This window comes from Cellulosimicrobium sp. JZ28 (genome assembly GCF_015327065.1).
GTDB lineage: Bacteria > Actinomycetota > Actinomycetes > Actinomycetales > Cellulomonadaceae > Cellulosimicrobium > Cellulosimicrobium funkei.
Window position 1 is genome coordinate 81866 of record NZ_CP017660.1, and the last position, 23135, is coordinate 105000.

Genomic DNA, 23135 nt, shown 5'->3' on the forward strand with positions numbered 1-23135 from the left:
ACCGGGGCGCGCCGGCGTCCGCGGCGCGAGGCTCCGAGGCCCCGGGCGCTGCCGCGGGAGGCGGGACGGGCGGGCCTCCCGAGGGTCCGGACGTGCTGCCGCCGGGCGGGGCAAAGAGGTCGTCGTCGCTCACGGTGCCGAGTCCCCGAGCGTCCCGGCGAGGACCACGAGCATCGCGAACGCCGTGCCCACCGCGCCGACGACGATCCCGGTCACCGCGAAACCGCGCCCGCGCGTGCCGTCGCGCATGACCTGGTTGAGCGCCACGATGCCCAGCACGAGGCCGACGAGGCCGGGGAAGCCCGCGCAGAGCACGAGGCTCGCGATCGACACGATCATGGACGCGAGCGCGAGCCCGTTCGTCCGTGGCGGGGGCGCGTAGGGCGCGCCGTACGGCGGCGGGTAGCCCCCGTAGCCGGGCGCCGGGTACGCCGCGGGTCCGGGCGGCGCCGCGTACCCGGGCGTCCCGCCGTACGACGGCGCCGCCCCGGGGGCGTAGGGGGAGCCGGGGCCGTAGGGCGACCCGGCGGGCGCGGCCGGCGCGCCGTACGGGGCGCCGGCGCCCGACGTGCTCCCGTACCCGCTCCCGCCGCCCGGCGTGCTCCCGTACCCGCCTCCGGCGCCCGACGGCGCGACGAACCCGCCGTCGTCCGGCGCGGCGGGGGCGTCCTCGGTGGGCGGGTGGTACGGCGTGAGCGGCGGCTGGTGCGGACGCCGCGGGGCGTACGGGTCGGCGGGCTCGTCGGGGGACCCGTACGGAGGGACGGGTGGCGTCGTCATGGACACACCGTAGCGAGGGGACGCGCCCCGCCCGGCCCGGACCCGCGGCCCGAACCGACGGCGGACGCCCCGGAGGTCAGCCCGCCAGGTCGACGACGACCGGCACGTGGTCCGACGCGCCCTTGCCCTTGCGCTCGTCGCGGTCGATCGTCACGCCCGTGACGCGCGCGCGGGCGGCGGGCGACAGGTACGCGAAGTCGATGCGCATGCCCTCGTTCCGCGGGAACCGCAGCCGCTGGTAGTCCCAGTAGGTGTAGGTGCGCTCGGCGGGGATCGCCTCGCGCGTGGCCTCGGTGTACCCGGCGGCGCCGAACGCGGCGAAGGCGTCCCGCTCGGCGGGGGTGACGTGCGTCTTCCCGGCGAAGTACGCGACGTCCCACACGTCGGTGTCGAGCGGCGCGACGTTCCAGTCCCCGACGAGCGCGACCTGCGCCGCCGGGTCGGCGGCGAGCCAGCCCGCGGCCTGCGCGCGCAGCTCGTCGAGCCAGCGCAGCTTGTAGGCGTAGTGCGGGTCGCCGACCTCGCGCCCGTGCGGCACGTACAGGCTCCACACGCGCACGCCCCCGCACGTCGCGCCGAGCGCGCGCGCCTCGACCTTGTCGCCGAACGCGGGCTGGCCGGGGAACGAGGTCTCGACGTCGTCGAGGCCCACGCGCGAGACGACGGCGACGCCGTTCCACTGGTTCACGCCGACGTGCGCGACCTCGTACCCGGCCGCCTCGAACGGCGCGACGGGGAACTGCGCGTCCGTGCACTTGGTCTCCTGGAGCGCGAGGACGTCGGTCCCCGTCCGCTCGAGGAACGCGACCGCGCGGTCGACGCGGGCACGGACGGAGTTGATGTTCCAGGTCGCGAGGCGCACGGGCCCCACCGTACGGCGTCGCGGGCGCGACCCGCAGCGACCCGCAGCGGCCCCGACGGTCAGGCGGGCCGGTAGCCGTTCTCCGGCCGCCCGGCCGCGCCGTACCGGGGTGCGACGTCGGCGCGCCCGGTCGCGACGAGGTGCTCGAGGTAGCGGCGCGCGCTCACGCGCGACATCCCGGTCCGCGCGGCGACCTCGCCCGCCGACGCGTCGCCCGCGTCGGCGCACGCGGCCGCGAGCGCCTCGACGACGAGCCGCAGGCTGCGCTCGGACAGCCCCTTCGGCAGCGCCGCGGCCTCCGGCGTCCCGCGCCGCACGAGGCGGTCGACGGCGTCCTGGTCGAGCTCGTCGCCCGCGGTGCGCAGCGAGTCGCGCAGCCGGGCGACCTCGTCGAGCCGGCCGCGCAGCGCCGCGGCCGTGAACGGCTTGACGAGGTAGTGCTGCACGCCGCCCGCCATGGCCTGGCGGACGCTCTCCAGCTCGCGCGCGGCGGTCGTCGCGACGACGTCCACGGGCGGGGACGGCCGGCGCCGGATCTGGCGCAGCACGTGCAGCCCGGTCGCGTCCGGCAGGTAGATGTCGAGCAGCACGACGTCCGGGTCGAGCACGGCGAACGCGCGCAGCGCCTCGGCCGCCGTGCGCGCCTCGCCCACGACGACGAAGCGCGGGTGCGACTCGACGAAGCCGCGGTGCAGGCGCGCGATCGTCGGGTCGTCCTCGACGACGAGGACGCGCAGCCGGTCGCCCGGCGGCGCCGTGGGCGCGCCGGTGGGGGCGGGGGAGCGGCCGGCGGGGGTCACGACGCCGTCTCCGGCGTCCGGGCCCGGGCACCCGCGGCGGCGTCGACGGGCTGCGCGGGGAGGGCCACCGCGACGCGCGCCCCGCCGAGCACGGAGGTCGTCACCTCGACCGTCCCGCCGCGCCGCGCGGCGACGCGCCGCACGAGGGCGAGGCCGATCCCGCGCCCGTGCGGGCCCGCCTTCGTGGTGTACCCGGCGGCGAAGACGTCGGCGCGCGAGCCCGCGGGGATGCCGGGCCCGTCGTCCTCGACGACGACGACCACCCGGTCGCCCGGCGTCGGGCCGGTGCCGTCGGGCGCGCGGTCGGTCACGAGCACGCGGACGCGGCCCCCGGGCCCGACGGCGTCGACCGCGTTGTCCACGAGGTTGCCGAGCACGGTGAGGGCGTCGCCGTGCAGGGCGGCGTCGTCGGGCCCCGCGGGCGCGGCGAGGTGCGCGGACGGCGACACCTCGAGGCGCGAGCCGCGCTCGCGCGTCGTCGTGGCCTTGACCAGGAGCAGCGCCGCGACCTCGGGGGAGTGGACGCCGGGCGCGACGCCCGACGCGGTGAGCAGCCCGCCGTGGCCGGCGCGCTCGATGAACGCCACGGCCTCGTCGGCCTGCCCGAGCTCCAGCAGGCCCGAGACGACGTGGAGCTTGTTGGCGAACTCGTGGGACTGCGCGCGCAGCGCGTCGGTGAGGCCGCGCGCGCCGTCCAGGTCGCGCAGGAGCGCGTGCAGCTCGGTGTGGTCGCGCAGGAGCAGCACGGTCCCGACGGCGCGCCCGTCGACGCGGGCCCGGTCGGCGCGCGCGAGCAGCACGCGCTCGCCCGCGAGGACGAGCGCGCCGCCCTCCTCGGGCCCGGCGGCGGGCGCGTCGGCGTCGTCGGCGGGCCCCGCGGCGTCGGGCACGAGCGCGAGGAGCTGCGGGTCGAGGACGTCGTGCGCGGGCCGCCCGACGGCGTCGGCCGCCGCGATCCCGAGGAGGCGCTGCGCCTCGTCGTTGACGAGCACGACCGCGCCGTCGCGGTCGAGCGCGACGACGCCCTCGGAGATGCCGTGGAGCATCGCGTCGCGCGTCTCGAGCAGCCGGCCGATCTCCTCGGGCTCGAGCCGGAAGATGCGGCGGCGCACGGCACGCGTGACGAACGCCGCGCACACGACCCCGAGGGCCGCCGCGACGCTGAGGGCCGCGAGCAGCCACCCGAGGTCGTCGGCGAGGTCGTCGGCCAGGTCGGACTCGAGGATGCCGACGCTCGCCGTGCCGACGACGTCCCCCTCGGGCCCGAACACCGGGACCTTGACGCGCCACGACTCGCCCAGCGTGCCGGTCTGCGTGCCCGTCCACACCTCGCCGGAGAGCGGGACCGACGGGTCCGTCGAGACCCTCTCGCCGATGCGGGTCGGGTCCGGGTGGGAGTACCGCACGCCCTCGTCGTCCGTGACGACGACGTACGTGACGTCGGAGGCCTCGCGGATGACCTCCGCGATCGGCTGGATCGTCGCGGCGGGGTCGTCGTCGTCGAACGCGTCGATGATCGCGGGCAGGCGCGCGACGGAGAACGCGACCGCGGTCATGCGGTCGAGGTAGGCGTCGCGGAGCTGGCGGTGCTGCAGGGTCGAGGCGACGGCCCCCGCCGACGCCACGACCAGGAGCACGATGGCGACCTGCAGCACGAGGAGCTGCACCCGGAGCGACACTGCTCGACCCACCGCACCAGTGTGCCCCAGGTCCGCCGCACCCGGGCCTCGGTCGTGACCACAACGACCGCAACCACCGGATCGACCACAACGTCCAGTACGACCGCAGCCCTCGCCGCGCCGCCCCGCGCTCCTAGGCTCCCCGGATCAGGTCGTGAGGCCCGCGCCGTTGCGGGTCCCGCTCAAGGAGGAGACATGCGATCCGTCGTCCGCCCGCGCTCCGGGCACACCGTCAGCCCGCGGCACGCTCTCACCGCGACGCTCGCCGCAGGACTCGTCCTCGGTCTCGCCGCGTGCTCGGGCCTCGAGCCCGGCGCCCCCACGACGGGCGGCTCCGGCGACGCGTCCGGCGAGGCCGCCGCGTCCGTCGACGAGCTCGCGATCGTCGTCCCGGCCGACCCCGGCGGGGGCTGGGACCAGACCGGCCGCGCGATGCAGCAGGACCTCCAGGGTTCCGGGCTCGTGCGCACCGCGACCGTCACGAACGTCGGCGGCGCCGGCGGCACGGTCGGCCTCGCGTCGCTCGCCAACACCACCGACCCCCACACGCTGCTCGTCATGGGCCTCGTCATGGTCGGCGCGGTCGAGACCAACGAGTCGCAGGCCCGCATCGAGGACACCACCCCGATCGCGCGCCTCACCGAGGAGCCCCTCGTCGTCGTCGTGCCCGCGTCGTCGCCGTACCAGACGCTCGAGGACCTCGTCGACGACGTCGTGGCGAACGGCAAGTCCGTCTCCATCACCGGCGGTTCCGCCGGCGGGGCCGACCACATCCTCGCGGGGATGCTCCTCCAGGCGGCCGACGTGCCGTCGGCGGAGGTGGGCGGGCTCCTCAACTACGTCGCCTACTCGGGCGGCGGCGAGTCGCTCGCCGCGCTGCTCGGCAACAAGGTCAGCGCCGGGATCTCGGGCGTCGGCGAGTACGCGGAGCAGGTCAAGGCCGGGACCGTCCGGGCGCTCGCGGTCTCGGGCGCCGAGCGCACGGACCTGCTGCCCGACGTGCCGACCATGACCGAGGCCGGGTACGACGTCGAGCTCACGAACTGGCGCGGCGTCGTCGCGCCGGGCGACCTCTCCGACGAGGACCGCCGCGCCCTCGAGCTGCTCGTCAGCGAGATGGTCGCGTCCGACGAGTGGCAGGCGACGCTCGAGGAGAAGGGCTGGGACGACGCGTTCCTCGTGGGCGAGGAGTTCGACGGCTTCCTCACGGAGAACATCGCCGACATCCAGATGACGCTCACCGACGTCGGCCTGGTCACGCCGTGACGAGGCGTCGCGCCTCGCGCGACGCGCCACCCGACGCGTCGCGCGAGCCGGGGTCGTCGGAGGCTCCGTCCGCGGGGTCGTCCGCCGCGGCTCCCGAGCCAGGACCGTCCGACGCCGAGCCCCGCCCCGGGCCGGCGCCGGCGACGGCCGTCGGCGACCCCGCCGACGGCCAGGCCGCCGGGGACCCCGCAGGCGCCACCCCCGCCGCGGGTCCCCGGCGGCGACCCGGCGAGCTCGTCGTCGCCGGCGTCACCGCCGCCCTCGGGGTGTTCGTGCTCCTCGACGCCGGGACGATCGTCGTGCCCGGCTCGGCGAACACGCTCGGTCCCCGAGCGTTCCCCTACCTCGTGGGCGCGATGCTGCTCGCCACCGGCCTCGTGCTGCTCGTCGCCGTCTGGCGGGGGCACGGCGGCCAGGAGGAGGACGGCGAGGACGTCGACCCCGACGCCCGCACCGACTGGCTGACCGTCGGCCTGCTCGGCGCGGTCCTGTTCGTGCACGTCTACGCGATCAACCTCGTCGGGTGGCCGCTCGCCGCGACGCTCCTGTTCGCCGGGGCCGCGATCGTCCTCGGCGCCCGCCCGTGGTGGCGCGCCGCCGTGCTCGGCCTCGTCCTGGCCCTGGTGATCCAGGTCCTGTTCGGGGGCGTGCTGGGGCTGTCGCTCCCGCCCGGCCCGCTCCTGGAGGGGGTGACCTGGTTCCGTGGATAACCTCACCGCGCTGCTCGACGGGTTCGCGACCGTCGTCCAGCCCGTCTACCTGCTCTACGCGCTGTTCGGCGTGTTCGTCGGGACCGCGGTCGGAGTGCTCCCCGGCATCGGCCCCGCGATGACGATCGCGCTGCTCCTGCCGCTCACGTACTCGCTCGACGCGACGGCCGCCATCATCGTGTTCGCCGGCATCTACTACGGCGGCATGTACGGCGGGTCGACGACGTCGATCCTGCTCAACACGCCCGGCGAGTCGTCGTCGATCGTCACGGCGCTCGAGGGCAACAGGATGGCCCGCATGGGCCGAGGGGCGGCGGCGCTCGCGACCGCCGCGATCGGCTCGTTCGTCGCGGGCACCATCGCGACCGTCGCCCTGACGTTCGTCGCGCCGTACGTCGCGCGCTGGGCCGTGCAGCTCGGCGAGCCCGACTACTTCGCGCTCATGGTCGTCGCGTTCGTGACCGTCGGCGCCCTGCTCGGGTCGTCGGTGCCGCGCGGCATGGCGTCCCTGTCGCTCGGCCTGTTCCTCGGGCTCATGGGCACCGACACGCTCACCGGCCAGCAGCGGTTCACGTTCGGCGTCCCGACGCTCGCCGACGGGATCGACGTCGTCATCGTCGCCGTCGGCCTCTTCGCGGTGGGCGAGGCGCTGTACGTCGGGTCGCGCCTGCGGCACGGTCCCGTGCACGTCATCCCCGTCGAGAAGGGGTGGCGTTCCTGGATGAAGCGCGAGGACTGGCGGCGCTCGTGGAAGCCGTGGCTGCGCGGGACGGCGATCGGGTTCCCCGTCGGCACCATCCCGGCGGGCGGCGCCGACGTCGCGACCTTCCTGTCGTACGCCGCCGAGCGCAGGTCCGCCGGGAAGCACAAGGACGAGTTCGGCAAGGGCGCGATCGAGGGAGTCGCGGGCCCGGAGGCGGCGAACAACGCCGCGGCGTCCGGCGTCCTCGTGCCGCTCCTCACGCTCGGCCTCCCGACGACGGCGACCGCCGCGATCATCATCGTCGCGTTCCAGTCGTACGGCATCCAGCCGGGCCCGCTGCTCTTCGAGAGCCAGTCCGCGCTCGTGTGGGCGCTCGTCGCGAGCCTCTACGTGGGCAACCTCATGCTCATCGTGCTCAACCTGCCCCTCGTGGGCATGTGGGTGAAGGTGCTCCAGATCCCGCGGCACTACCTCTACGCGGGCATCCTCCTGTTCGGCGCGCTCGGCTCGTACGCGCTGAACTTCTCCCCGGTCGACGTGCTCATCCTGCTCGTCATCGGCGCGATCGGGTTCTTCATGCGGCGCTACGGCTACCCCGTCGCGCCCATGGTCGTCGGCATGATCCTCGGCCCCATGGCCGAGGACCGCCTGCGCCGCTCGCTCGCCATCAGCCAGGGCGACCTGACGACCCTCGTCACCAGCCCGTTCGCCGCGACGGCCTACGCCCTCGTCGCCGTCGTGGTCCTCGCGGGCCTCTGGCTGCGCCGGCGCGAGCGCCGCACCGGCGCCGAGCTCGCGGCGCTCGCGGAGGACGTCCGCGTCGAGGCCCAGGACCAGGAGGTGCGCTGATGACCGTCGTCCTCGCCTACGCGCCCGGCGAGCTCGGGACCGCCGCGACGCGGGCCGCGGCCCGGGCGGCCGTCCTGCTCGGTGCCGGCGTCGTCGTGGTCAACACGACGCGCGGCGACCGGCTCGTCGACCCCCGCTGGGCCGACCACGACCAGCTCGTCGAGGTCGGCACGATCCTCGAGGAGGCGGGCGTCGAGCACGAGGTGCGGCACCTGCAGTCCTCCGCGCTGCCCGCGGAGGTCGTGCTCGGCGTCGCGGCCGAGGTCGACGCCGACCTCGTCGTCGTGGGGGTGCGGCACCGCACCCCCGTGGGCAAGCTCGTGCTCGGCTCCACCGCCCAGCAGATCCTGCTGGGCGCCGCGTGCCCCGTGCTCGCCGTGAAGCCGCCGGCCCGGTGACGCGACTCCACCCCGCCTGCGGGCGCCCGGGTCACCCGGGCGCCCGTAGGCTGTGACCATGGCGACAGCACTCATCACCGGCGCGAGCGCCGGCCTGGGTTTGGAGTTCGCGTGGCAGCTCGCCACGGCGCGGCACGACCTCGTCCTCGTGGCGCGCGACGAGGCGCGCCTCGAGGAGACCGCACGGCAGATCCGCGCCGCGGCCGGGGTGCGCGTCCAGGTGCTGCGCGCCGACCTCTCCGTGCCCGACGACGTCGCGCGCGTCGCGGAGCGCCTCGCCACGACCGGCGGCCCGGACGAGCGCCCGGTCGGCCTGCTCGTCAACAACGCGGGCTTCGCGACGCACCAGCACTTCGTCGGGGGCGACCTCGACGTCGAGCTCGAGGCGCTCGACGTCATGGTCCGCGCCGTCATGGTGCTGTCGCACGCTGCGGCGGGCCAGATGACGGAGCGCGGGCGCGGCGCGATCCTCAACGTCGCGTCGGTCGCGGCCCTCACCGCGGGCGGCACGTACGCGGCGGCGAAGGCGTGGGTGCGGTCCTTCACGGAGGGGCTCGCCGTCGAGCTGCACGGCACGGGCGTCACCGCGACCGTGCTGTGCCCCGGCTTCACGCACACCGAGTTCCACGACCGCGCGGGCATCGACAAGTCCGTGCTCCCCGACCTCGCGTGGCTCGACGCCGACCGGGTCGTCGCCGAGGCGCTCGCGGACGTGCGGCGGGGCGTCGTCATCTCCACGCCGTCGGTGCGGTACCGGGTCGCGTCGGCGGCCCTGCGCGCGATGCCGCGCTCCGCCGTCCGCGCGATCGGCAAGTACCGCTAGGCACGGGGCGGGCCCGATACCCTGGCGGTCGTGACTACCGACCCCGCCTCGACGCTCGCCTCGACCCCCCGCGAGCAGCTGCTCGGCCTCATCCGTGAGCTCGCCGTCGTGCACGGCCGCGTGACGCTCTCCTCGGGCAAGGAGGCGGACTACTACGTGGACCTGCGCCGCGTGACGCTGCACCACCGCGCGGCGCCGCTCATCGGCCACCAGCTCCTGGACCTCCTCGAGGAGCAGGGGCTCGGCACGGCCGAGATCGACGCCGTCGGCGGCCTGACGCTGGGTGCCGACCCCATCGCGACCGCCCTCCTGCACGCCGCCGCGTCCCGCGGCCAGGACCTCGACGCGTTCGTGGTGCGCAAGGCGGCGAAGGCGCACGGGATGCAGCGCCAGATCGAGGGCCCCGACGTCGCGGGCCGGCGCGTCGTCGTGGTCGAGGACACCACGACGACGGGCGGCTCGCCGATCACGGCGATCGAGGCCGTGCGCGCGGCCGGGGGCGAGGTCGCGGGCGTCGCGACGATCGTCGACCGTGCCACGGGTGCGGGCGCGAAGATCGAGGCGCTCGGCGTGCCGTACCACTACCTGTTCAGCCTGGAGGACCTCGGCCTCGCCTGAGCCCCTCCCGCTCCGTCTCCCGCCGCTCGACGCGGCGCACCGCCCCGCGGCCTCCTGGGCCGCGGGGCGTCGTCGTGGAGGGAGGAGGCGCGCGTCACATCTCGATAGGTCAGGCTTACCTTGCTTTGGTGAGGCGACCCTTATATGGTCCGTCTCGGCGGAGCGTGAGCACGCTCCCTTCTCGGTCCCGCTCCCCGCCGGGACCTCGCCCGGACCAGCACGGGAGACCTTGTGCGCACTTCATCGTCGAGACGCGTCCGACGCGCCCTCGCCTCGTTCCTCGCCGCGGCGCTCGCCGCCGGCCTCACCGTCGCCGGCACCGGCGCCCCGGCCCAGGCGGCCGCGGCCGACGTGACCGGCGGGTCGGCCACCTGGAACTTCGTCGACTCGTGGACGTCGTACGTCACGGGCGGCATCGCCCAGGGCACGATCACCCCGCCGCTCCAGGGCGGCCAGGCGTACTACGGCCCCGCGTCCGGCAGCTACGACGCCGCGTCCGGGACGGGCTCCGTCCGTCTCGGCGGCTCGACCCGGTACGAGGGCCACCACGGCGCGCTCGACGTGACGATCTCCGACGTGCGGCTCGACCTCACCGGCCCGACCACGGGCGCGGTCTACGCGGACTTCGCGGGCACGGTGAACCCCGGCGCGGGGGACGACGTGAAGGTCGCCGACGTCACGGTGTCCGCGACGCGGGCCGGTGACGAGGTCACGTTCGTGGCGGACGGGACCGTCGTCGGGACGCTCGGGAACGTCTCGCCGTACTTCGCGTCGTACGCGGGCAAGCCCCTGTCGACCCTGACCGCCCGCGTCGTGTCGCCCGAGCCCGTGGCGCCCGCGCAGGCGACGACGACCACGCTCGCCGCAGCGCCCGCGGGCACGTCCGCGGCCGGGGCGAGCGTGACGCTCACCGCGACCGTCGCGCCCGCCGCCGCGGGCACGGTCGAGTTCCGCGACGGCGGCACCGCCCTCGGCACCGCTCCCGTGGCCGACGGCGTCGCGCGCCTCGAGACCGCGGCCCTGGCCCCGGGCAGCCACCAGCTGAGCGCCGCCTTCGCGCCCGCCGACCCGGCCGCGTTCGTCGCCTCGGCCTCCGCGGCCGTCGCGCACACGGTGACCGCCCCGGAGCCCGAGCCCGAGCCCGAGCCCGAGCCCGAGCCCGAGCCGGAGCCCGAGCCGGAGCCCGCCGTCGACCCCGCGGTCACGGTGTCGCCGTCGACGCCCGTCGACCCGGCGGTGGAGAACACGTTCACGATCCAGGGGACCGGGTTCGTCGGCGCGGGCGCCGCGAACGGCGCGTACGTGCTCCTCGGCGACGCCTCGATCTGGGACGGGAGCGGCCCCCTCGTCGCGAACGGCTGGCTCGCCCAGGGCTGGGTCATGCCGCAGGAGGTGCGCGACGGCGCGTTCACGACGACGCTGACCGTCCCGGCCGGAAAGCTCGACCCGGCGAAGCAGTACGTGGTGGCGACGTCCGCCGCGCACGGCCTCTCGGCGACCGACCGCAGCCTCGACACGTTCACGCCCGTCGCGGTCCAGGGCGGCACGACGCCCGAGCCGGTCTGGGAGCCGCGGATCACCCTCTACGCCGCCGACGGCACGACGCCGCTCGGGGACGCGCCCGTCCGCCCGGACGACAGGATCGTCGTCAAGGGCTCGGGCTTCGACCCGGCCGCGAACGTCGCGCCGGCGGGCAACCGCCCGCCGATCTCCGGCGGCATCCCCGCCGGCACCTACGTGGTCTTCGGCAGCTTTGCGGCCGACTGGCGCCCGTCGGAGGGTGCCCCGTCGAGCGCGCGCACGGCCGGCTCGCAGCGGTGGGCCCTCTCGTCCGCGGCGCTCGACCAGGTGGACCCGCGCTACCAGTCCGCGATCCGCGGGCAGTGGGCCGAGCTCGCGCCGGACGGCACGTTCACCGCCGAGCTCGTCGCGAGCGAGCTCGAGCGCGAGGGCGGCCGCTACGGCGTCTACACGTACGCCGCGGGCGGCACGGTCAACGCCGCGCAGGAGCTGTACGCGCCCGTCGCGTTCACGACGGAGCCCGAGGCGCCCGTGTGGGAGCCCGAGATCTCGGTGCTCGCCGCGGACGGCACGACGCCCCTCGGCGACACCCCGGTCACGGCGGGCGACACGATCGTCGTCCGGGGCACCGGCTTCGACCCGGCGGCGAACGTCGGCGGGCGCGGCGTCCCGATCCCGGCGACGCTCCCGCAGGGCACCTACGTCGTGTTCGGGAGCTTCGCCGAGCAGTGGCGCCCGTCCGAGGGCGCCGCGGCGTCGACCCGCAAGGTCGGCTCGCAGGTGTGGGCCCTCGCCGAGCCCGTGCTCGACCAGGTCCCCGCGCAGTACCAGTCGGTGGTCCGGGCGCAGTGGGCGGACATCACGCCGGACGGCACGTTCGAGGCGCGTCTCGTCGTGAAGAACCCCGCCGCGCTCGAGGGCGGTCGCTACGGCGTCGCCACCTACGGCGCGGGCGGCGTGAGCAACGCCGCGCAGGAGCTCTTCGTCCCGGTCGCGTACGACGCACCGGGCACGCTCACCGTCACGCCCGCGTCCACCACGGTGGAGGCCGGCTCGACGGTCCGCGTCACCGTGCGCGGCCTCGCTGCGGACGACGCGGTCAAGGCCGTGACGCTCGGTGGCACCCCGGCGTCGTACTCCCGCGACGGCGCGACGCTCGTGCTCACGGTCCCCGCCGACACCGCCGCCGGGCCCGTCCCCGTGGTCGTCACGTCGGAGCTCGGCCTCACCGGCAGCACCACGCTGACCGTGACCGCCCCGGTCCCCGGCGGCGAGGCGAAGGCGACCACGACGACGCTCGCGTCGTCGGCGACGTCGGTCGTCGAGGGCACGGCGGTGACGCTCACCGCGACGGTCGCGCCGAAGGCCGCCGGCACGGTCCGGTTCGTCGAGGGCGGCACGACCCTGGGCACCGCGACCGTCACGGACGGTGTCGCGACGTTCCGGACGGCTCCGCTCGCCGTCGGGTCGCACGCCCTGAGCGCGACCTTCGTCCCCACGGACACCACCGCCTACCGCGGCTCGACGTCCGCGCCGGTGACGGTCGCGGTGACCGCCACGCCGGTGACCCCGGCGCCGACGACGGCCGGCAGCCTCACGTGGGGCGTCAAGGAGTCGTTCCGCAGCTACATCGTGGGCCCGGTCGCGAAGGGCGGCGCGACGGCGACGAGCGGCGCGAGCGTCGTCGACGGCGTCTTCCGCTTCGGCCAGGCCGACGGCGGCACGTGGACCGCGGCGAGCGGCCGGGGGACGGTCCGGTACGCCGGGACGGTCCGCTTCACCGGCCACGCGGGCGCGCTCGACCTCACCCTGTCGAACCCGGTGGTCGAGGTCACCGGCCCGGGCACGGGTCGCCTGCTCGTGGACGCGCGCTCCACGGGGCTGGACGGCTCGACGTTCGACCGCACGGGCGTCGCCGTCGCGACGCTCGCGCTCGGCACGCCGACGACGGGCGCGGACGGGGCCGTGACGTTCCGGGACGCGACCGCGACGCTCACGGCGGACGGCTCGCTCGCGTTCGTCGGCTTCTACCCGGCCGGGACGGCGCTCGACCCCGTGACGTTCACGGTCGGCGCGAAGGCGACCGCGCCCGGGGGCGGCGGCACCATCGGCGCCCCGGGCGACGGCTCGACCGGCGGGTCCGTGGACCCGGCGAAGGCGACGCTCTCGGTGGCGCAGGCACGCCCGGGCGACGAGGTGACGATCAGCGGCGTCGGGTTCGGTGCGCGCGAGTCCGGCATCCGCACGGAGCTCCGCTCGACGCCGCGCACGCTCGCGACGGGCACGACCGCGAACGCCGGCGGCGCCGCGACCTCGACCGTGACGATCCCGAAGGACGTCGCCCCGGGCGAGCACACGCTCCTCCTCGTCGGTGCGGACCACACCGCGTCCGCGCCCATCACGATCGTGGGCGCCGGCACGACCGGCACCGGCACCGGGTCGGGCGGCGCGGCGGAGCAGTGCTTCGCGCAGGGCGTCAACGGCGCGACCCTCTCGTGGGGCGTGAGCGACCGGTTCCGGTCGTACGTCACCGGCCCGATCGCGAAGGGCTCGGTCTCGACGGACGGCGTGCGGGACGGCGGCTCGGCGTTCACGTGGAGCGGCGGCAAGGGCTCGTTCAACACGGACCTCGGCAAGGGCCGCGCGAGCTTCGGCGGGTCGGTGTCGTTCTCCGGGCACGAGGGCATCCTCGACCTGCGGATCAGCAACCCGCGGGTGGTCGTGGACGGGTCGTCGGGCACGCTCGTGGTCGACGTGCAGAGCAGCGACATGGAGGGCAACAAGTCCTCGTCGACCGGCGTCGCGTTCGCGAGCCTGGACCTGTCGGGGAAGAAGGCGACGTCGGGCTCCACGATCACGTGGAGCGGCGTCCCCGCGACCCTCACGGCCGCCGGAGCGAAGGCGTTCGCCGGGTTCTACGAGGCCGGGACCGCGCTCTCGCCGGTGACGGTGAGCTTCCCGGTCGGCGGCGACGTCGAGTGCGACGCCTACTCGGGGGCGCTCGCCACCACCGGCTCCGATGCCGGGAGCCTCGCGCTCCTGGCCGGGACGCTGCTGCTCACCGGTGCGGCCCTCCTGGCGGTGCGCCGCCGTCGCGCAGGTCGCGTGGAGGTGGCCGCGGCCGGCTGACCCCGGTCCCCGGCACGACGACGCCCGGTCACCTCGCGGTGACCGGGCGTCGTCGTGCGTGCGGGGCCCGCGGGAGCTGGACCGGCCGGACCGGCCCGGCGTGCCTCAGACGAGGTCGACGAGGTCCGCGACGGAGTCGACGACCTTGCTGGGCCGGAACGGGTAGCGGTCGACGTCGGACATCGTCGTGGAGCCCGTCATGACGAGGTAGGTGTACAGGCCCGCCTCGATGCCCGCGACGACGTCGGTGTCCATCCGGTCGCCGATCATCGCGGTCGTCTCGGAGTGGGCGTCGATGCGGTTGAGCGCGGAGCGGAACATCATCGGGTTGGGCTTGCCGACGAAGTACGGCTTGCGGCCCGTCGCCGAGGTGATCATCGCCGCGACGGCGCCCGTGGCGGGCAGCGGGCCCTCCTGTGAGGGCCCGGTCGTGTCGGGGTTGGTGCAGATGAACCGCGACCCGCCCAGCACGAGGCGGATCGCCTTGGTGATCGCCTCGAACGAGTACGTGCGCGTCTCGCCGAGCACCACGTAGTCCGGGTCGGACTCGGTGAGCGTGTAGCCGGCCTCGTAGAGCGCGGTCGTCAGCCCGGCCTCGCCCACGGCGTACGCGCTGCCCTGGGGGATCTGGTCGGTGAGGAACTGCGCCGTCGCGAGCGCCGACGTCCAGATCGACTCCTCCGGCACGTCGATGCCCGACGTCGCGAGCCGCGCCCGCAGGTCGCGTGCCGTGAAGATCGAGTTGTTCGTGAGGATGAGGAACGGCCGGCCCTTGTCGCGCAGCGCGCGCACGAACTCCGGGGCGCCGGGGATCGCGTGGCCCTCGTGGACGAGCACGCCGTCCATGTCGGTGAGCCAGCTCGTGATCTCTCGGGTCATGTCAGGCGTCCTTCCCGTCCGTGTCGGCCTGGCCGACGGCGGTCGCGTCCTCCGCGACCCCGGTCTTCTGCTGGGCGTCGGCCGCGATCTGCGCCTCGAGCGCCGCCGCCCGCTTCTCCGCCCGCCGCCCGCGCCAGACCTCGACGACCATGGGCAGCACGGACAGGAAGACGATGAGGAGGACGAGCGCCTCGATGTTCTCCTTGACGAACGTGATGTTCCCCAGGAGGTAGCCGAGCCACGTGAGGCCGACGGCCCAGAGCAGCGCGCCGAGCGCGTTGAAACCGACGAAGTGCCGGTAGTGCATCTTGCCGACGCCCGCCGCGACGGGGGCGTACGTGCGCACGATGGGCACGAACCGCGCGATGACGATCGTCCGGCCGCCGTACTTCTCGAAGTAGGCGTTCGTCTGGTCGATGTACTTGCGCTTGAAGAACCGGGAGTCGGGCCGGTCGAACACCTTGGGCCCGACGGTGCGTCCGATGAGGTACGCCGTCTGGTCGCCGAGGAACGCCGCGGCGAACAGCAGGACGAGCAGCACGGGCAGGCTGATCTGCAGCGACTCCTGCGCGACGAGCGCGCCCGCGGTGAACAGCAGCGAGTCGCCCGGGAGGATCGGGAAGAGCAGGCCCGTCTCGATGAAGATGACGACGACGATCCCGACGAGCGCGGCGTCGCCGAAGCGCTCGATGAGCGTCATCGGGTCCATCCAGTCGGGGCCCAGGGCGGCGACCGGTCCGGCGGCGCCGAGGCCCGCGGCGTGCGCGGCCCCCGGGAGGGCGGAGGCGAGCTCGGCGAGGGTGTTCACGGGTCACCAGCGTAGCCGGGCGGGGCAGCGCGGCCCGGCGGTCGGCGTGCACCCGCCGTGGAGGTCCGGCGACGACGGACCTGCGGGTCCCGGCAGAATGTGCGCCATGGCGAGCAGCGCGGGCGAGTCGGGCGAGCGGGAGGCGGACGAGCGCGAGGTCGGCGTCGGCCCGTGGCCCGGCGGCCCGGAGGCGTGGCCCCGCGTCCCGGACCCCGCCGGACCGCCCGGGGCGACGCGGCTCGACCCCCGGTACGACCCCGAGCTGCTCGCGCACGGCGACCGCCGCAACGTCGTCGACGCCTACCGGTACTGGACGGTCGAGGCCGTCGTCGCCGACCTCGACGCGCGCCGCGACCCGGCCCGCCGGCTCCACGTCGCGATCGAGAACTGGGCGCACGACCTCAACATCGGCTCCGTCGTCCGCACCGCCAACGCGTTCAACGCGGCCGGGGTGCACGTCGTGGGTCGACGGCGGTGGAACCGCCGCGGCGCCATGGTCACCGACCGCTACCTGCACGTGCACCACCACGCGTCGGTGGAGGAGCTCGCGGGCTGGGCCGCGGGGGAGGGCCTGCCGCTCTTCGGGGTCGACAACGTCCCGGGGTCGGTGCCGATCGAGGGCTACGCGCTCCCCGCGTCGTGCGTGCTGCTCCTCGGCCAGGAGTCGGCCGGGCTGACGCCCGAGGCTGTCGAGGCGTGCCGCGCGGTGCTCCACATCACGCAGCACGGGTCGACCCGGTCGATCAACGCCGGCGCCGCCGGCGCGATCGCCCTGCACGCCTGGGCGGCGCAGCACCTGGGGCCCACGGGGCCGCCGAGGTAGAGGCGTGGTCATCCGGGGACCACAGGTCGAACGGCCCTGACCTCGCGCTGTCATCCATGCCAGACTTTGACCTGACAGTCCACCCCGCACGACTCCACAGGAGCTCCGCATGCCCATCGCAACCCCCGAGGTCTACGCCGAGATGATCGACCGGGCGAAGGCAGGCTCGTTCGCCTACCCGGCCGTCAACATCACCTCGTCGCAGACCATCACCGCCGCGCTCCAGGGCTTTGCCGAGGCCGAGTCCGACGGCATCATCCAGGTCTCCGTGGGCGGCGCCGAGTACGGCTCGGGTTCGACGGTCAAGGACCGCATCGCCGGTTCGCTCGCGCTCGCGGCGTACGCGCGCGAGGTCGCGAAGAACTACCCGGTGCAGATCGCGATCCACACCGACCACTGCGTCAAGAAGAACCTCGACTCCTGGGTCCGCCCGCTCCTGGCCATCGAGGCCGAGCAGGTGAAGAACGGCGGCCTGCCGACGTTCCAGTCGCACATGTACGACGGCTCGGACGTCCCCCTGGACGAGAACCTCACCATCGCGGCCGAGCTGCTCGAGCTCTCGCAGGCGGCGCGCACGATCCTCGAGATCGAGGTCGGCGTCGTCGGCGGCGAGGAGGACGGCCACGAGGCCGAGATCAACGAGAAGCTCTACACGACGGTCGAGGATGGCCTCGCGACGATCGAGGCGCTCGGCACGGGCGAGAAGGGCCGCTACCTGACGGCCCTCACGTTCGGCAACGTGCACGGCGTGTACAAGCCGGGTGCGGTCAAGCTCCGCCCGGAGATCCTCAAGGAGATCCAGGAGGCCGTCGGCGCGAAGGTCGGCAAGGAGAACCCGTTCGACCTGGTCTTCCACGGCGGCTCCGGCTCCACGGCCGAGGAGATCTCGGCGGCGGTGGACTTCGGCGTCATCAAGATGAACATCGACACCGACACGCAGTACGCGTTCACGCGCCCCGTCGTCGGCCACATGTTCTCGAACTACGACGGCGTCCTGAAGATCGACGGCGAGGTCGGCAACAAGAAGGCCTACGACCCGCGCGCCTGGGGCAAGCTGGCCGAGGCCGGCATGGCCGCGCGCATCATCGAGGCGTCGCAGCAGCTGCGCTCCGCGGGCAACAAGATCCGCTGACGCCGCACGGCCCGGCGTCGCTCCGGGCCCGCGTCGCACGAAGGCCCCCGGTCCGTGAGGACCGGGGGCCTTCGTCGTGCTGCGGCCGCGCGCGCCCGACGACGGGCGTCAGGCGGCCACGGGCGTCAGTCGGTGGTGCCCGCGCCGTTGCCGGGAGGCTCGTCGAGGTCGAAGCCGGGGTCCACGTCGACGATGTCCAGCAGCTCGCCGATGCGGGTCACCTCGAGCAGGAACCGCACCGTGGGCGGGGCGCGGAGGACGCGCACGCGGTGCGGGCCGCGCGACGCGAGACGTGCGAGGAACGCCACACCCGACGAGTCCATGAAGGTCACGTGGTGGGCGTCGATCTCGACGGGCAGGCCGGAGTCCTCCGCCGCGGCGGTCGCCTCCTGGAGGTCGGCGCCGAGGTCGGCGTCGATCTCGCCCGAGAGCACGATGCGGGCTCGCGTCGTGCCCACGATGACGTGCACGCTCGCGGGGTCGCCCGCTCCTGCGGGGTCGCCGGCGACGCCGACCGGGCGGTCTGCGGCCGGGGGTGTACCTTCGCGCACCGGCGCTCCTCTCTGGCGTGGTCCGGACCGGTTCCGGTCTCGGGAAGCACCAATCTACGGTTGAATGTCCAGTCGGGACAGTAACGCGACCGTGGCGTCCGTTTCCAGACGATCGACGCTCGGACCGTCGGAGGTGACGATGGGCAGCTCGCCGGAGCTCGGCACCGACCTGCCCGCGCACGTCCAGGAGTTGTGCACGCGCGCGATGGACGCCACCGGGGTCGCGATGTTCGTCACGGGCCCGCGGTCGGCGGAGATGCCGATCGTCTGGGTCAACCGCGCGTTCGAGCGGCAGACCGGGTTCACCGCCGCCGAGGTGCTCGGCCGCAGCCCCCAGGTCCTCGAGTCGCTCCTCGCGAACCCCGTCGACGCGCAGCAGCTCCGCGCCGCCGTGGCCGACGAGCGCGAGCTCACCTACACCGTGCGCACCTTCCGGCGCGACGGGGTCGCGGTGTGGACGCAGCTCTCGCTCGCGCCCCTCACCGGCCCCGACGGCGCGGTGACCCACTGGGTCGGTGCGCAGGTCGACGTCTCCGAGCACCTCGACCGGTACGCCGCCCAGGTCGCGTCGCTCGCGCTCGAGCGGCGCGAGCGCGCGGTGCTCGACGTCGTCGCCCGCAGCTCCGACCTCCTCGCCGACCTCGACCAGCCGTACGCGCTGCGCGACATCACGGCGCTGCTCGCGGGGTACGTCGTCGACTGGGCGGGCTTCTACCTCAACGACGACGGGCTGCGGTACGCGGAGGGCGTCGACACGGCGGCGCCCCCGAGCGGTCGTGGCCAGCGGCACGGCCGCTACACGCCCGGCGTCCTGCCCCTCGCCCCGGGCGTGCACACGACCGACGCGCTCGGCGACTCGGCCTCCGTCACCGGCTCGGTGCCGCGCGTCCGCGTGGACGTGCCGGACCGCGTCCAGGACGTGCTCGACGGGCGCATCGAGGGGCCGGTGACGCTCGACCTCTCCGCCACGTACCCGCAGTGGTCCGCCTCGGGCTGGCTCCAGCGCGACCTCCACCACCGGCTCTCCGGGCTGCCGCGGCGGCCGGGGTCCGTGACCGTGTCCGCCGTCCCGGGGCGCCGGCGCATCCTCGGCCTGCTCGTCACGGGAGACCTGCCCGACACTCCGCCGCAGGGGTTCGGCACCGACGCGGAGGCCCGCGAGGGCGTGCGCACGCTGCTGCAGGTCATCGCGCGCCGGGCCGGCACCGCGATCGACAACGTGCGCCTCTACGCGCGCGAGCACCGCCTCGCCGAGACGCTCCAGCGCGCGATGCTCCCCGAGCAGGCCGACGTCACGGGCCTCGACGTGTGGACGTACTACGCGCCGAACTCCGAGCACGCCCAGGTGGGCGGCGACTGGTACGACGTCCTGCAGATCGCGCCGGACGTCGTCGGCCTCGTCATCGGCGACGTCGTGGGGCACGACGTCGAGGCGGCGGCCGCCATGGGCCAGCTCCGCTCGGTGGTGCGCTCGTACGCGTACGAGCTCACGACGCCCGGCCCCGTGCTCGAGCGCGTCGACCAGCTCGTCCAGGGCATGCGCATCCCGCGCTCCGCGAGCCTCGTGTACGCGGCGCTCACGCAGCCGGACGCCGCGCAGCCCGAGGACGCGTGGCGGATCGAGTACTCGCGTGCCGGTCACCTGCCGCCGCTCCTGCTGCGCGACGGCACCGTGACGCAGCTCGACGACGCCGGGGGAGCGCTCGTCGGCTTCGGCGGCCGCAGCCGCTCGACGGGCGTCGCGACGCTCCTGCCGGGCGACACGCTCGTCTTCTACACCGACGGCCTCATCGAGCGCCGCGACCGCGCCCTGCGGGTCGGGCTGGAGGCGCTCGTCGCGGCGTCCGAGGCGGTCACGGCCGTCGACGCCGCGGGCGTGGGCGAGGAGCTGCTGTCGCGCCTGGCCGACGCCCCCGAGGACGACGTCGCGCTCGTCGTCGTGCGCATCCCCGACCCGCAGCGGGACGCGTCCGCCGTCGTGCTCAGCCCGCGCAGCCGCCGCTGGCTCCTGCCGAGCGAGCCGGCGTCGATCGGGCGGGCGCGGCACGCCGTCGTGCGCACGTGCCAGGCGTGGGGCGTGCGGGAGAGCGCGAACGCGGAGCTCGTCGTCTCGGAGCTCGTCGCGAACGGCGTGCTGCACGGGTGGGGCCACCTCGCGCTGCGCCTGTTCGACACGGGCGACGGCATCCGCGTCGAGGTCGAGGACTCCAACCCCGCGCCGCCCGTCCCGACGGACGGGCACCCGAACCGCATGGGCGGCTTCGGCATGCAGATCGTCGAGCGGCTCGCCGACTGGGGGTGGCGCCCGACGGCGTCGGGCAAGCTCGTGTGGGCGACCCTGCGGCCCTCGGGGCGCTAGGACGGCCTGCGGGCGTCAGGCCGGGGGCTCGACCTTGGCGAAGCCGGACGGCGGCGTCGCGGGCTCGCAGCGGTGGTCGTTGTCGATGCGGAACAGCTCGAGCGCGCCGCACACCTCGAGCACGAACAGGTCCCGGTCGTCGCAGCCGCGCAGCACCGTCGCACCGCCGCGCTTGCGACCGGCGTCGGCGAGCGAGATGAGGAACGCCGCGCCGGTGGAGTCCATGAACGTCACGCGGCACATGTCGATGACGAGGAGCTGACGGCGCAGCCCGACGACGCGTGCCGCGATCTCCGGGAACTGGTCGCGCTCGGCGAGATCGAGGTCTCCGGCGATGACGAGGGTCGTCGTCGCGGGGGACGTGGCGATCTCGATCATGCCCACGACTCTAGACGCCGCCCGGGTGCGTCGCGCGCCCACCCGGTGGTCGCCGGGCGGACGCGCGGCCGGTCAGCGCAGCGCGCGCACCTCGTCGGCCGAGGTCCCGGCGTCGCGCAGGAACTGCTCGCAGCGCTCCGCCTCCTCGACCTCGCCGAGGTACGCGGCGCACTCGGCGAGGGCCAGGAGCGCGCGCAGGAAGCCCTGGTTCGGCACGTGGTCGGCCGGGATCGGTCCCTGGCCGCGCCAGCCGGCGCGCCGCAGGGAGTCCAGCCCGCGGTGGTAGCCGGTGCGCGCGAACGCGTAGGCCGTCACCGCGCCGCGCGAACCGTTCTCGTGGAGGAAGTCCTCGGCGAGGTAGGCCCACGCGAGCGAGCTCGCGGGCGAGCGGCCCGCGATCTCGTACGGGTCGCCGTCGGCCGCGATGGCGTCGCGGACGTGCGCGTAGTCGTCGGGGAGGCGGACGGGTGCGGGGCCGTCGAGGAGGTTCGGGTGGGTGTCGCTCATGAGGCCATTCTGCCCATCCCGGGCGTGACGCGGTCGATAGCCGCCTCGAAGGTCAATTTCCGTCATCCGACCGGTAAACTCGGCGCCGGTCCCCGGGTCTCTGCCGCCCGGGTGACGCCTCGGGCCCGCGGGCCCGGCGCCGTCGGGCACGCCGTGCCCGCTCCGCTCCGGACGCCGGTGCGCGCCCACGACCATGACCGGCCCGAGGAACAGGCAGCGCGAAAGTGGGGATTCCATGCCAGGCGTGGTGCTCGTCGGTGCCCAGTGGGGCGATGAGGGCAAGGGCAAGGCGACCGACCTCCTCGGGTCCCGGGTCGACTACGTGGTCAAGTTCAACGGCGGCAACAACGCCGGCCACACGGTCGTCATCGGGGACGAGAAGTACGCGCTCCACCTGCTGCCGTCGGGCATCCTGTCCCCGGGGGTCACGCCGGTCATCGCGAACGGTGTCGTCGTCGACATCGAGGTGCTGTTCCAGGAGCTCGACGACCTGATCTCGCGGGGCGTGGACGTCTCGCGCCTGCTCGTCTCGGGCTCCGCGCACGTCATCGCGGGCTACCACCGCACGATCGACAAGGTGAGCGAGCGGTTCCTCGGCAAGCGCCGCATCGGCACGACGGGCCGCGGCATCGGGCCGGCGTACGCGGACAAGATCAACCGCGTCGGCATCCGCATCTGGGACCTGTTCGACGAGAAGATCCTCGCGGAGAAGATCGAGGGCTCGCTCGACCAGAAGAACCACCTGCTGGTGAAGGTCTACAACCGCCGTGCCATCACCGTGGACGAGACCGTGGCCGAGCTGCTGCAGTACGCCGACCGGCTCAAGCCGATGGTCGCGGACACGGCGCTCGAGCTGAACAAGGCGCTCGACGCGGGCAAGAACGTCCTCTTCGAGGGCGGGCAGGCCACGATGCTCGACGTCGACCACGGGACGTACCCGTTCGTCACGTCGTCCAACGCGACCGCGGGCGGCGCGCTCACGGGCTCGGGCGTCGGGCCGACGCGCATCAGCTCCGTGATCGGCGTCATCAAGGCGTACACGACGCGCGTGGGCGAGGGCCCGTTCCCGACCGAGCTGTTCGACGCGAACGGCGAGTACCTGCTCAAGCAGGGCGGCGAGTACGGCGTCACGACGGGCCGCGCGCGCCGCTGCGGCTGGTACGACTCGGTGATCGCGCGCTACGCGACCCGCGTCAACGGCATCACCGACATGGTGCTCACCAAGCTCGACATCCTCACCGGCTTCGAGAAGGTGCCGGTCTGCGTCGCGTACGACGTCGACGGCGTCCGGTACGACGAGATGCCGCTCGACCAGACCGCGTTCCACCACGCGAAGCCGATCTACGAGGAGCTCGACGGCTGGTGGGAGGACATCTCCGGCGCCCGCACGTTCGACGACCTGCCGGTCAACGCGCAGCGCTACGTGCACGCGCTGGAGGAGATGTCGGGCACGCGGATCTCCGCGATCGGCGTCGGCCCGAGCCGCGACGCGATCATCCCGCGCCACGACCTCATCCACTGAGCCGACGACGCCCGCCGACCACGGCCCGGACGCCCCGC

The 23135-nt window shown here is 74.8% G+C and carries 20 protein-coding genes; 11 read left to right on the plus strand and 9 right to left on the minus strand.

Going from position 1 to position 23135, the window contains the following annotated elements:
• Positions 1–129: 129 nt before the first annotated feature.
• The 4 genes from BJP59_RS00355 to BJP59_RS00370 all read right to left on the minus strand — a co-directional run bounded on the left by BJP59_RS00355 (position 130) and on the right by BJP59_RS00370 (position 4133).
• Entirely contained in the window at positions 130–780 is a 651-nt protein-coding gene (locus tag BJP59_RS00355) for a DUF4190 domain-containing protein (RefSeq protein WP_194521864.1), read from the minus strand.
• Positions 781–856: 76 nt separating this feature from the next.
• Positions 857–1642, minus strand: coding sequence for an exodeoxyribonuclease III (locus tag BJP59_RS00360; RefSeq protein WP_194521865.1), 786 nt, complete (start codon positions 1640–1642; stop codon positions 857–859).
• Between the two features lie 59 nt (positions 1643–1701).
• Positions 1702–2442 (minus strand): response regulator, encoded by a 741-nt coding sequence (locus BJP59_RS00365; RefSeq protein ID WP_228485202.1) that lies wholly within the window; start codon positions 2440–2442, stop codon positions 1702–1704.
• Entirely contained in the window at positions 2439–4133 is a 1695-nt protein-coding gene (locus BJP59_RS00370; protein WP_228485203.1) for a sensor histidine kinase, read from the minus strand. Before BJP59_RS00370 ends, BJP59_RS00365 begins: the two co-directional genes overlap by 4 nt.
• A gap of 183 nt (positions 4134–4316) precedes the next feature.
• Here BJP59_RS00370 and BJP59_RS00375 point away from each other — a divergent pair, with 183 nt between their 5' ends.
• The 7 genes from BJP59_RS00375 to BJP59_RS00405 all read left to right on the plus strand — a co-directional run bounded on the left by BJP59_RS00375 (position 4317) and on the right by BJP59_RS00405 (position 14138).
• Positions 4317–5387: a Bug family tripartite tricarboxylate transporter substrate binding protein gene (locus BJP59_RS00375; protein ID WP_194521866.1), complete on the plus strand. Its 1071-nt coding sequence runs from the start codon at positions 4317–4319 to the stop codon at positions 5385–5387.
• Complete coding sequence (locus BJP59_RS00380; protein ID WP_194521867.1) at positions 5384–6097, plus strand: tripartite tricarboxylate transporter TctB family protein; 714 nt, start codon at positions 5384–5386, stop codon at positions 6095–6097. Before BJP59_RS00375 ends, BJP59_RS00380 begins: the two co-directional genes overlap by 4 nt.
• Positions 6090–7649: a tripartite tricarboxylate transporter permease gene (locus tag BJP59_RS00385; protein WP_043653871.1), complete on the plus strand. Its 1560-nt coding sequence runs from the start codon at positions 6090–6092 to the stop codon at positions 7647–7649. The genes BJP59_RS00380 and BJP59_RS00385 overlap by 8 nt, the downstream gene beginning before the upstream one ends.
• Positions 7649–8047, plus strand: coding sequence for a universal stress protein (locus tag BJP59_RS00390; protein WP_061267146.1), 399 nt, complete (start codon positions 7649–7651; stop codon positions 8045–8047). The genes BJP59_RS00385 and BJP59_RS00390 overlap by 1 nt, the downstream gene beginning before the upstream one ends.
• Before the next feature lie 58 nt (positions 8048–8105).
• Positions 8106–8870, plus strand: coding sequence for an SDR family NAD(P)-dependent oxidoreductase (locus BJP59_RS00395; RefSeq protein ID WP_061267145.1), 765 nt, complete (start codon positions 8106–8108; stop codon positions 8868–8870).
• A 30-nt stretch (positions 8871–8900) separates the two neighbouring features.
• Complete coding sequence (gene pyrE / locus BJP59_RS00400) at positions 8901–9488, plus strand: orotate phosphoribosyltransferase (RefSeq protein ID WP_021483023.1); 588 nt, start codon at positions 8901–8903, stop codon at positions 9486–9488.
• Positions 9489–9719: 231 nt separating this feature from the next.
• Positions 9720–14138, plus strand: coding sequence for an HtaA domain-containing protein (locus BJP59_RS00405; protein WP_194521868.1), 4419 nt, complete (start codon positions 9720–9722; stop codon positions 14136–14138).
• Between the two features lie 105 nt (positions 14139–14243).
• Here the strand turns inward: BJP59_RS00405 and BJP59_RS00410 are convergent, their stop codons facing one another.
• Both BJP59_RS00410 and BJP59_RS00415 read right to left on the minus strand, forming a co-directional pair.
• Positions 14244–15017 carry an HAD-IIA family hydrolase gene (locus tag BJP59_RS00410; protein ID WP_021482670.1) on the minus strand — a complete coding sequence of 258 codons (774 nt, stop codon included), beginning with the start codon at positions 15015–15017 and terminating at the stop codon, positions 14244–14246.
• A 1-nt stretch (position 15018) separates the two neighbouring features.
• Entirely contained in the window at positions 15019–15726 is a 708-nt protein-coding gene (locus tag BJP59_RS00415) for a VTT domain-containing protein (protein WP_137280052.1), read from the minus strand.
• 205 nt (positions 15727–15931) lie between these two features.
• On the opposite strand from BJP59_RS00415, the gene BJP59_RS00420 reads away from it, so the two are divergent.
• Together BJP59_RS00420 and fbaA are read left to right on the plus strand one after the other, a co-directional pair.
• A complete protein-coding gene (locus BJP59_RS00420; RefSeq protein ID WP_194521869.1) occupies positions 15932–16648 on the plus strand; it encodes a TrmH family RNA methyltransferase in 717 nt (238 codons plus the stop codon).
• Between the two features lie 109 nt (positions 16649–16757).
• On the plus strand, positions 16758–17780 hold the full coding sequence (gene fbaA, locus BJP59_RS00425; protein ID WP_021482032.1) for a class II fructose-bisphosphate aldolase: 1023 nt from the start codon (positions 16758–16760) through the stop codon (positions 17778–17780).
• Between the two features lie 125 nt (positions 17781–17905).
• Here the strand turns inward: fbaA and BJP59_RS00430 are convergent, their stop codons facing one another.
• Complete coding sequence (locus BJP59_RS00430) at positions 17906–18331, minus strand: STAS domain-containing protein (RefSeq protein ID WP_021482033.1); 426 nt, start codon at positions 18329–18331, stop codon at positions 17906–17908.
• Positions 18332–18470: 139 nt separating this feature from the next.
• On the opposite strand from BJP59_RS00430, the gene BJP59_RS00435 reads away from it, so the two are divergent.
• Positions 18471–20690, plus strand: a complete 2220-nt coding sequence (locus BJP59_RS00435) for a SpoIIE family protein phosphatase (protein ID WP_086149270.1) — start codon at positions 18471–18473, stop codon at positions 20688–20690.
• A gap of 15 nt (positions 20691–20705) precedes the next feature.
• Here the strand turns inward: BJP59_RS00435 and BJP59_RS00440 are convergent, their stop codons facing one another.
• Entirely contained in the window at positions 20706–21068 is a 363-nt protein-coding gene (locus tag BJP59_RS00440; RefSeq protein WP_043653881.1) for an STAS domain-containing protein, read from the minus strand.
• A 72-nt stretch (positions 21069–21140) separates the two neighbouring features.
• Positions 21141–21575 carry a DUF3151 domain-containing protein gene (locus BJP59_RS00445; RefSeq protein ID WP_031316448.1) on the minus strand — a complete coding sequence of 145 codons (435 nt, stop codon included), beginning with the start codon at positions 21573–21575 and terminating at the stop codon, positions 21141–21143.
• 235 nt (positions 21576–21810) lie between these two features.
• On the opposite strand from BJP59_RS00445, the gene BJP59_RS00450 reads away from it, so the two are divergent.
• Positions 21811–23097, plus strand: coding sequence for an adenylosuccinate synthase (locus BJP59_RS00450; protein WP_021482868.1), 1287 nt, complete (start codon positions 21811–21813; stop codon positions 23095–23097).
• Positions 23098–23135 lie beyond the last annotated feature (38 nt).

Coding starts and splice junctions, on each gene's coding strand:
- BJP59_RS00355 (WP_194521864.1), bottom strand. CDS start 780: ATGACGACGCCACCCGTCCCTCCGTACGGGTCCCCCGACGAGCCCGCC.
- BJP59_RS00375 (WP_194521866.1), top strand. CDS start 4,317: ATGCGATCCGTCGTCCGCCCGCGCTCCGGGCACACCGTCAGCCCGCGG.
- BJP59_RS00390 (WP_061267146.1), top strand. CDS start 7,649: ATGACCGTCGTCCTCGCCTACGCGCCCGGCGAGCTCGGGACCGCCGCG.
- BJP59_RS00395 (WP_061267145.1), top strand. CDS start 8,106: ATGGCGACAGCACTCATCACCGGCGCGAGCGCCGGCCTGGGTTTGGAG.
- BJP59_RS00410 (WP_021482670.1), bottom strand. CDS start 15,017: ATGACCCGAGAGATCACGAGCTGGCTCACCGACATGGACGGCGTGCTC.
- BJP59_RS00415 (WP_137280052.1), bottom strand. CDS start 15,726: ATGGACCCGATGACGCTCATCGAGCGCTTCGGCGACGCCGCGCTCGTC.
- BJP59_RS00420 (WP_194521869.1), top strand. CDS start 15,932: ATGGCGAGCAGCGCGGGCGAGTCGGGCGAGCGGGAGGCGGACGAGCGC.
- fbaA (WP_021482032.1), top strand. CDS start 16,758: ATGCCCATCGCAACCCCCGAGGTCTACGCCGAGATGATCGACCGGGCG.
- BJP59_RS00435 (WP_086149270.1), top strand. CDS start 18,471: ATGGGCAGCTCGCCGGAGCTCGGCACCGACCTGCCCGCGCACGTCCAG.
- BJP59_RS00440 (WP_043653881.1), bottom strand. CDS start 21,068: ATGATCGAGATCGCCACGTCCCCCGCGACGACGACCCTCGTCATCGCC.
- BJP59_RS00445 (WP_031316448.1), bottom strand. CDS start 21,575: ATGAGCGACACCCACCCGAACCTCCTCGACGGCCCCGCACCCGTCCGC.
- BJP59_RS00450 (WP_021482868.1), top strand. CDS start 21,811: ATGCCAGGCGTGGTGCTCGTCGGTGCCCAGTGGGGCGATGAGGGCAAG.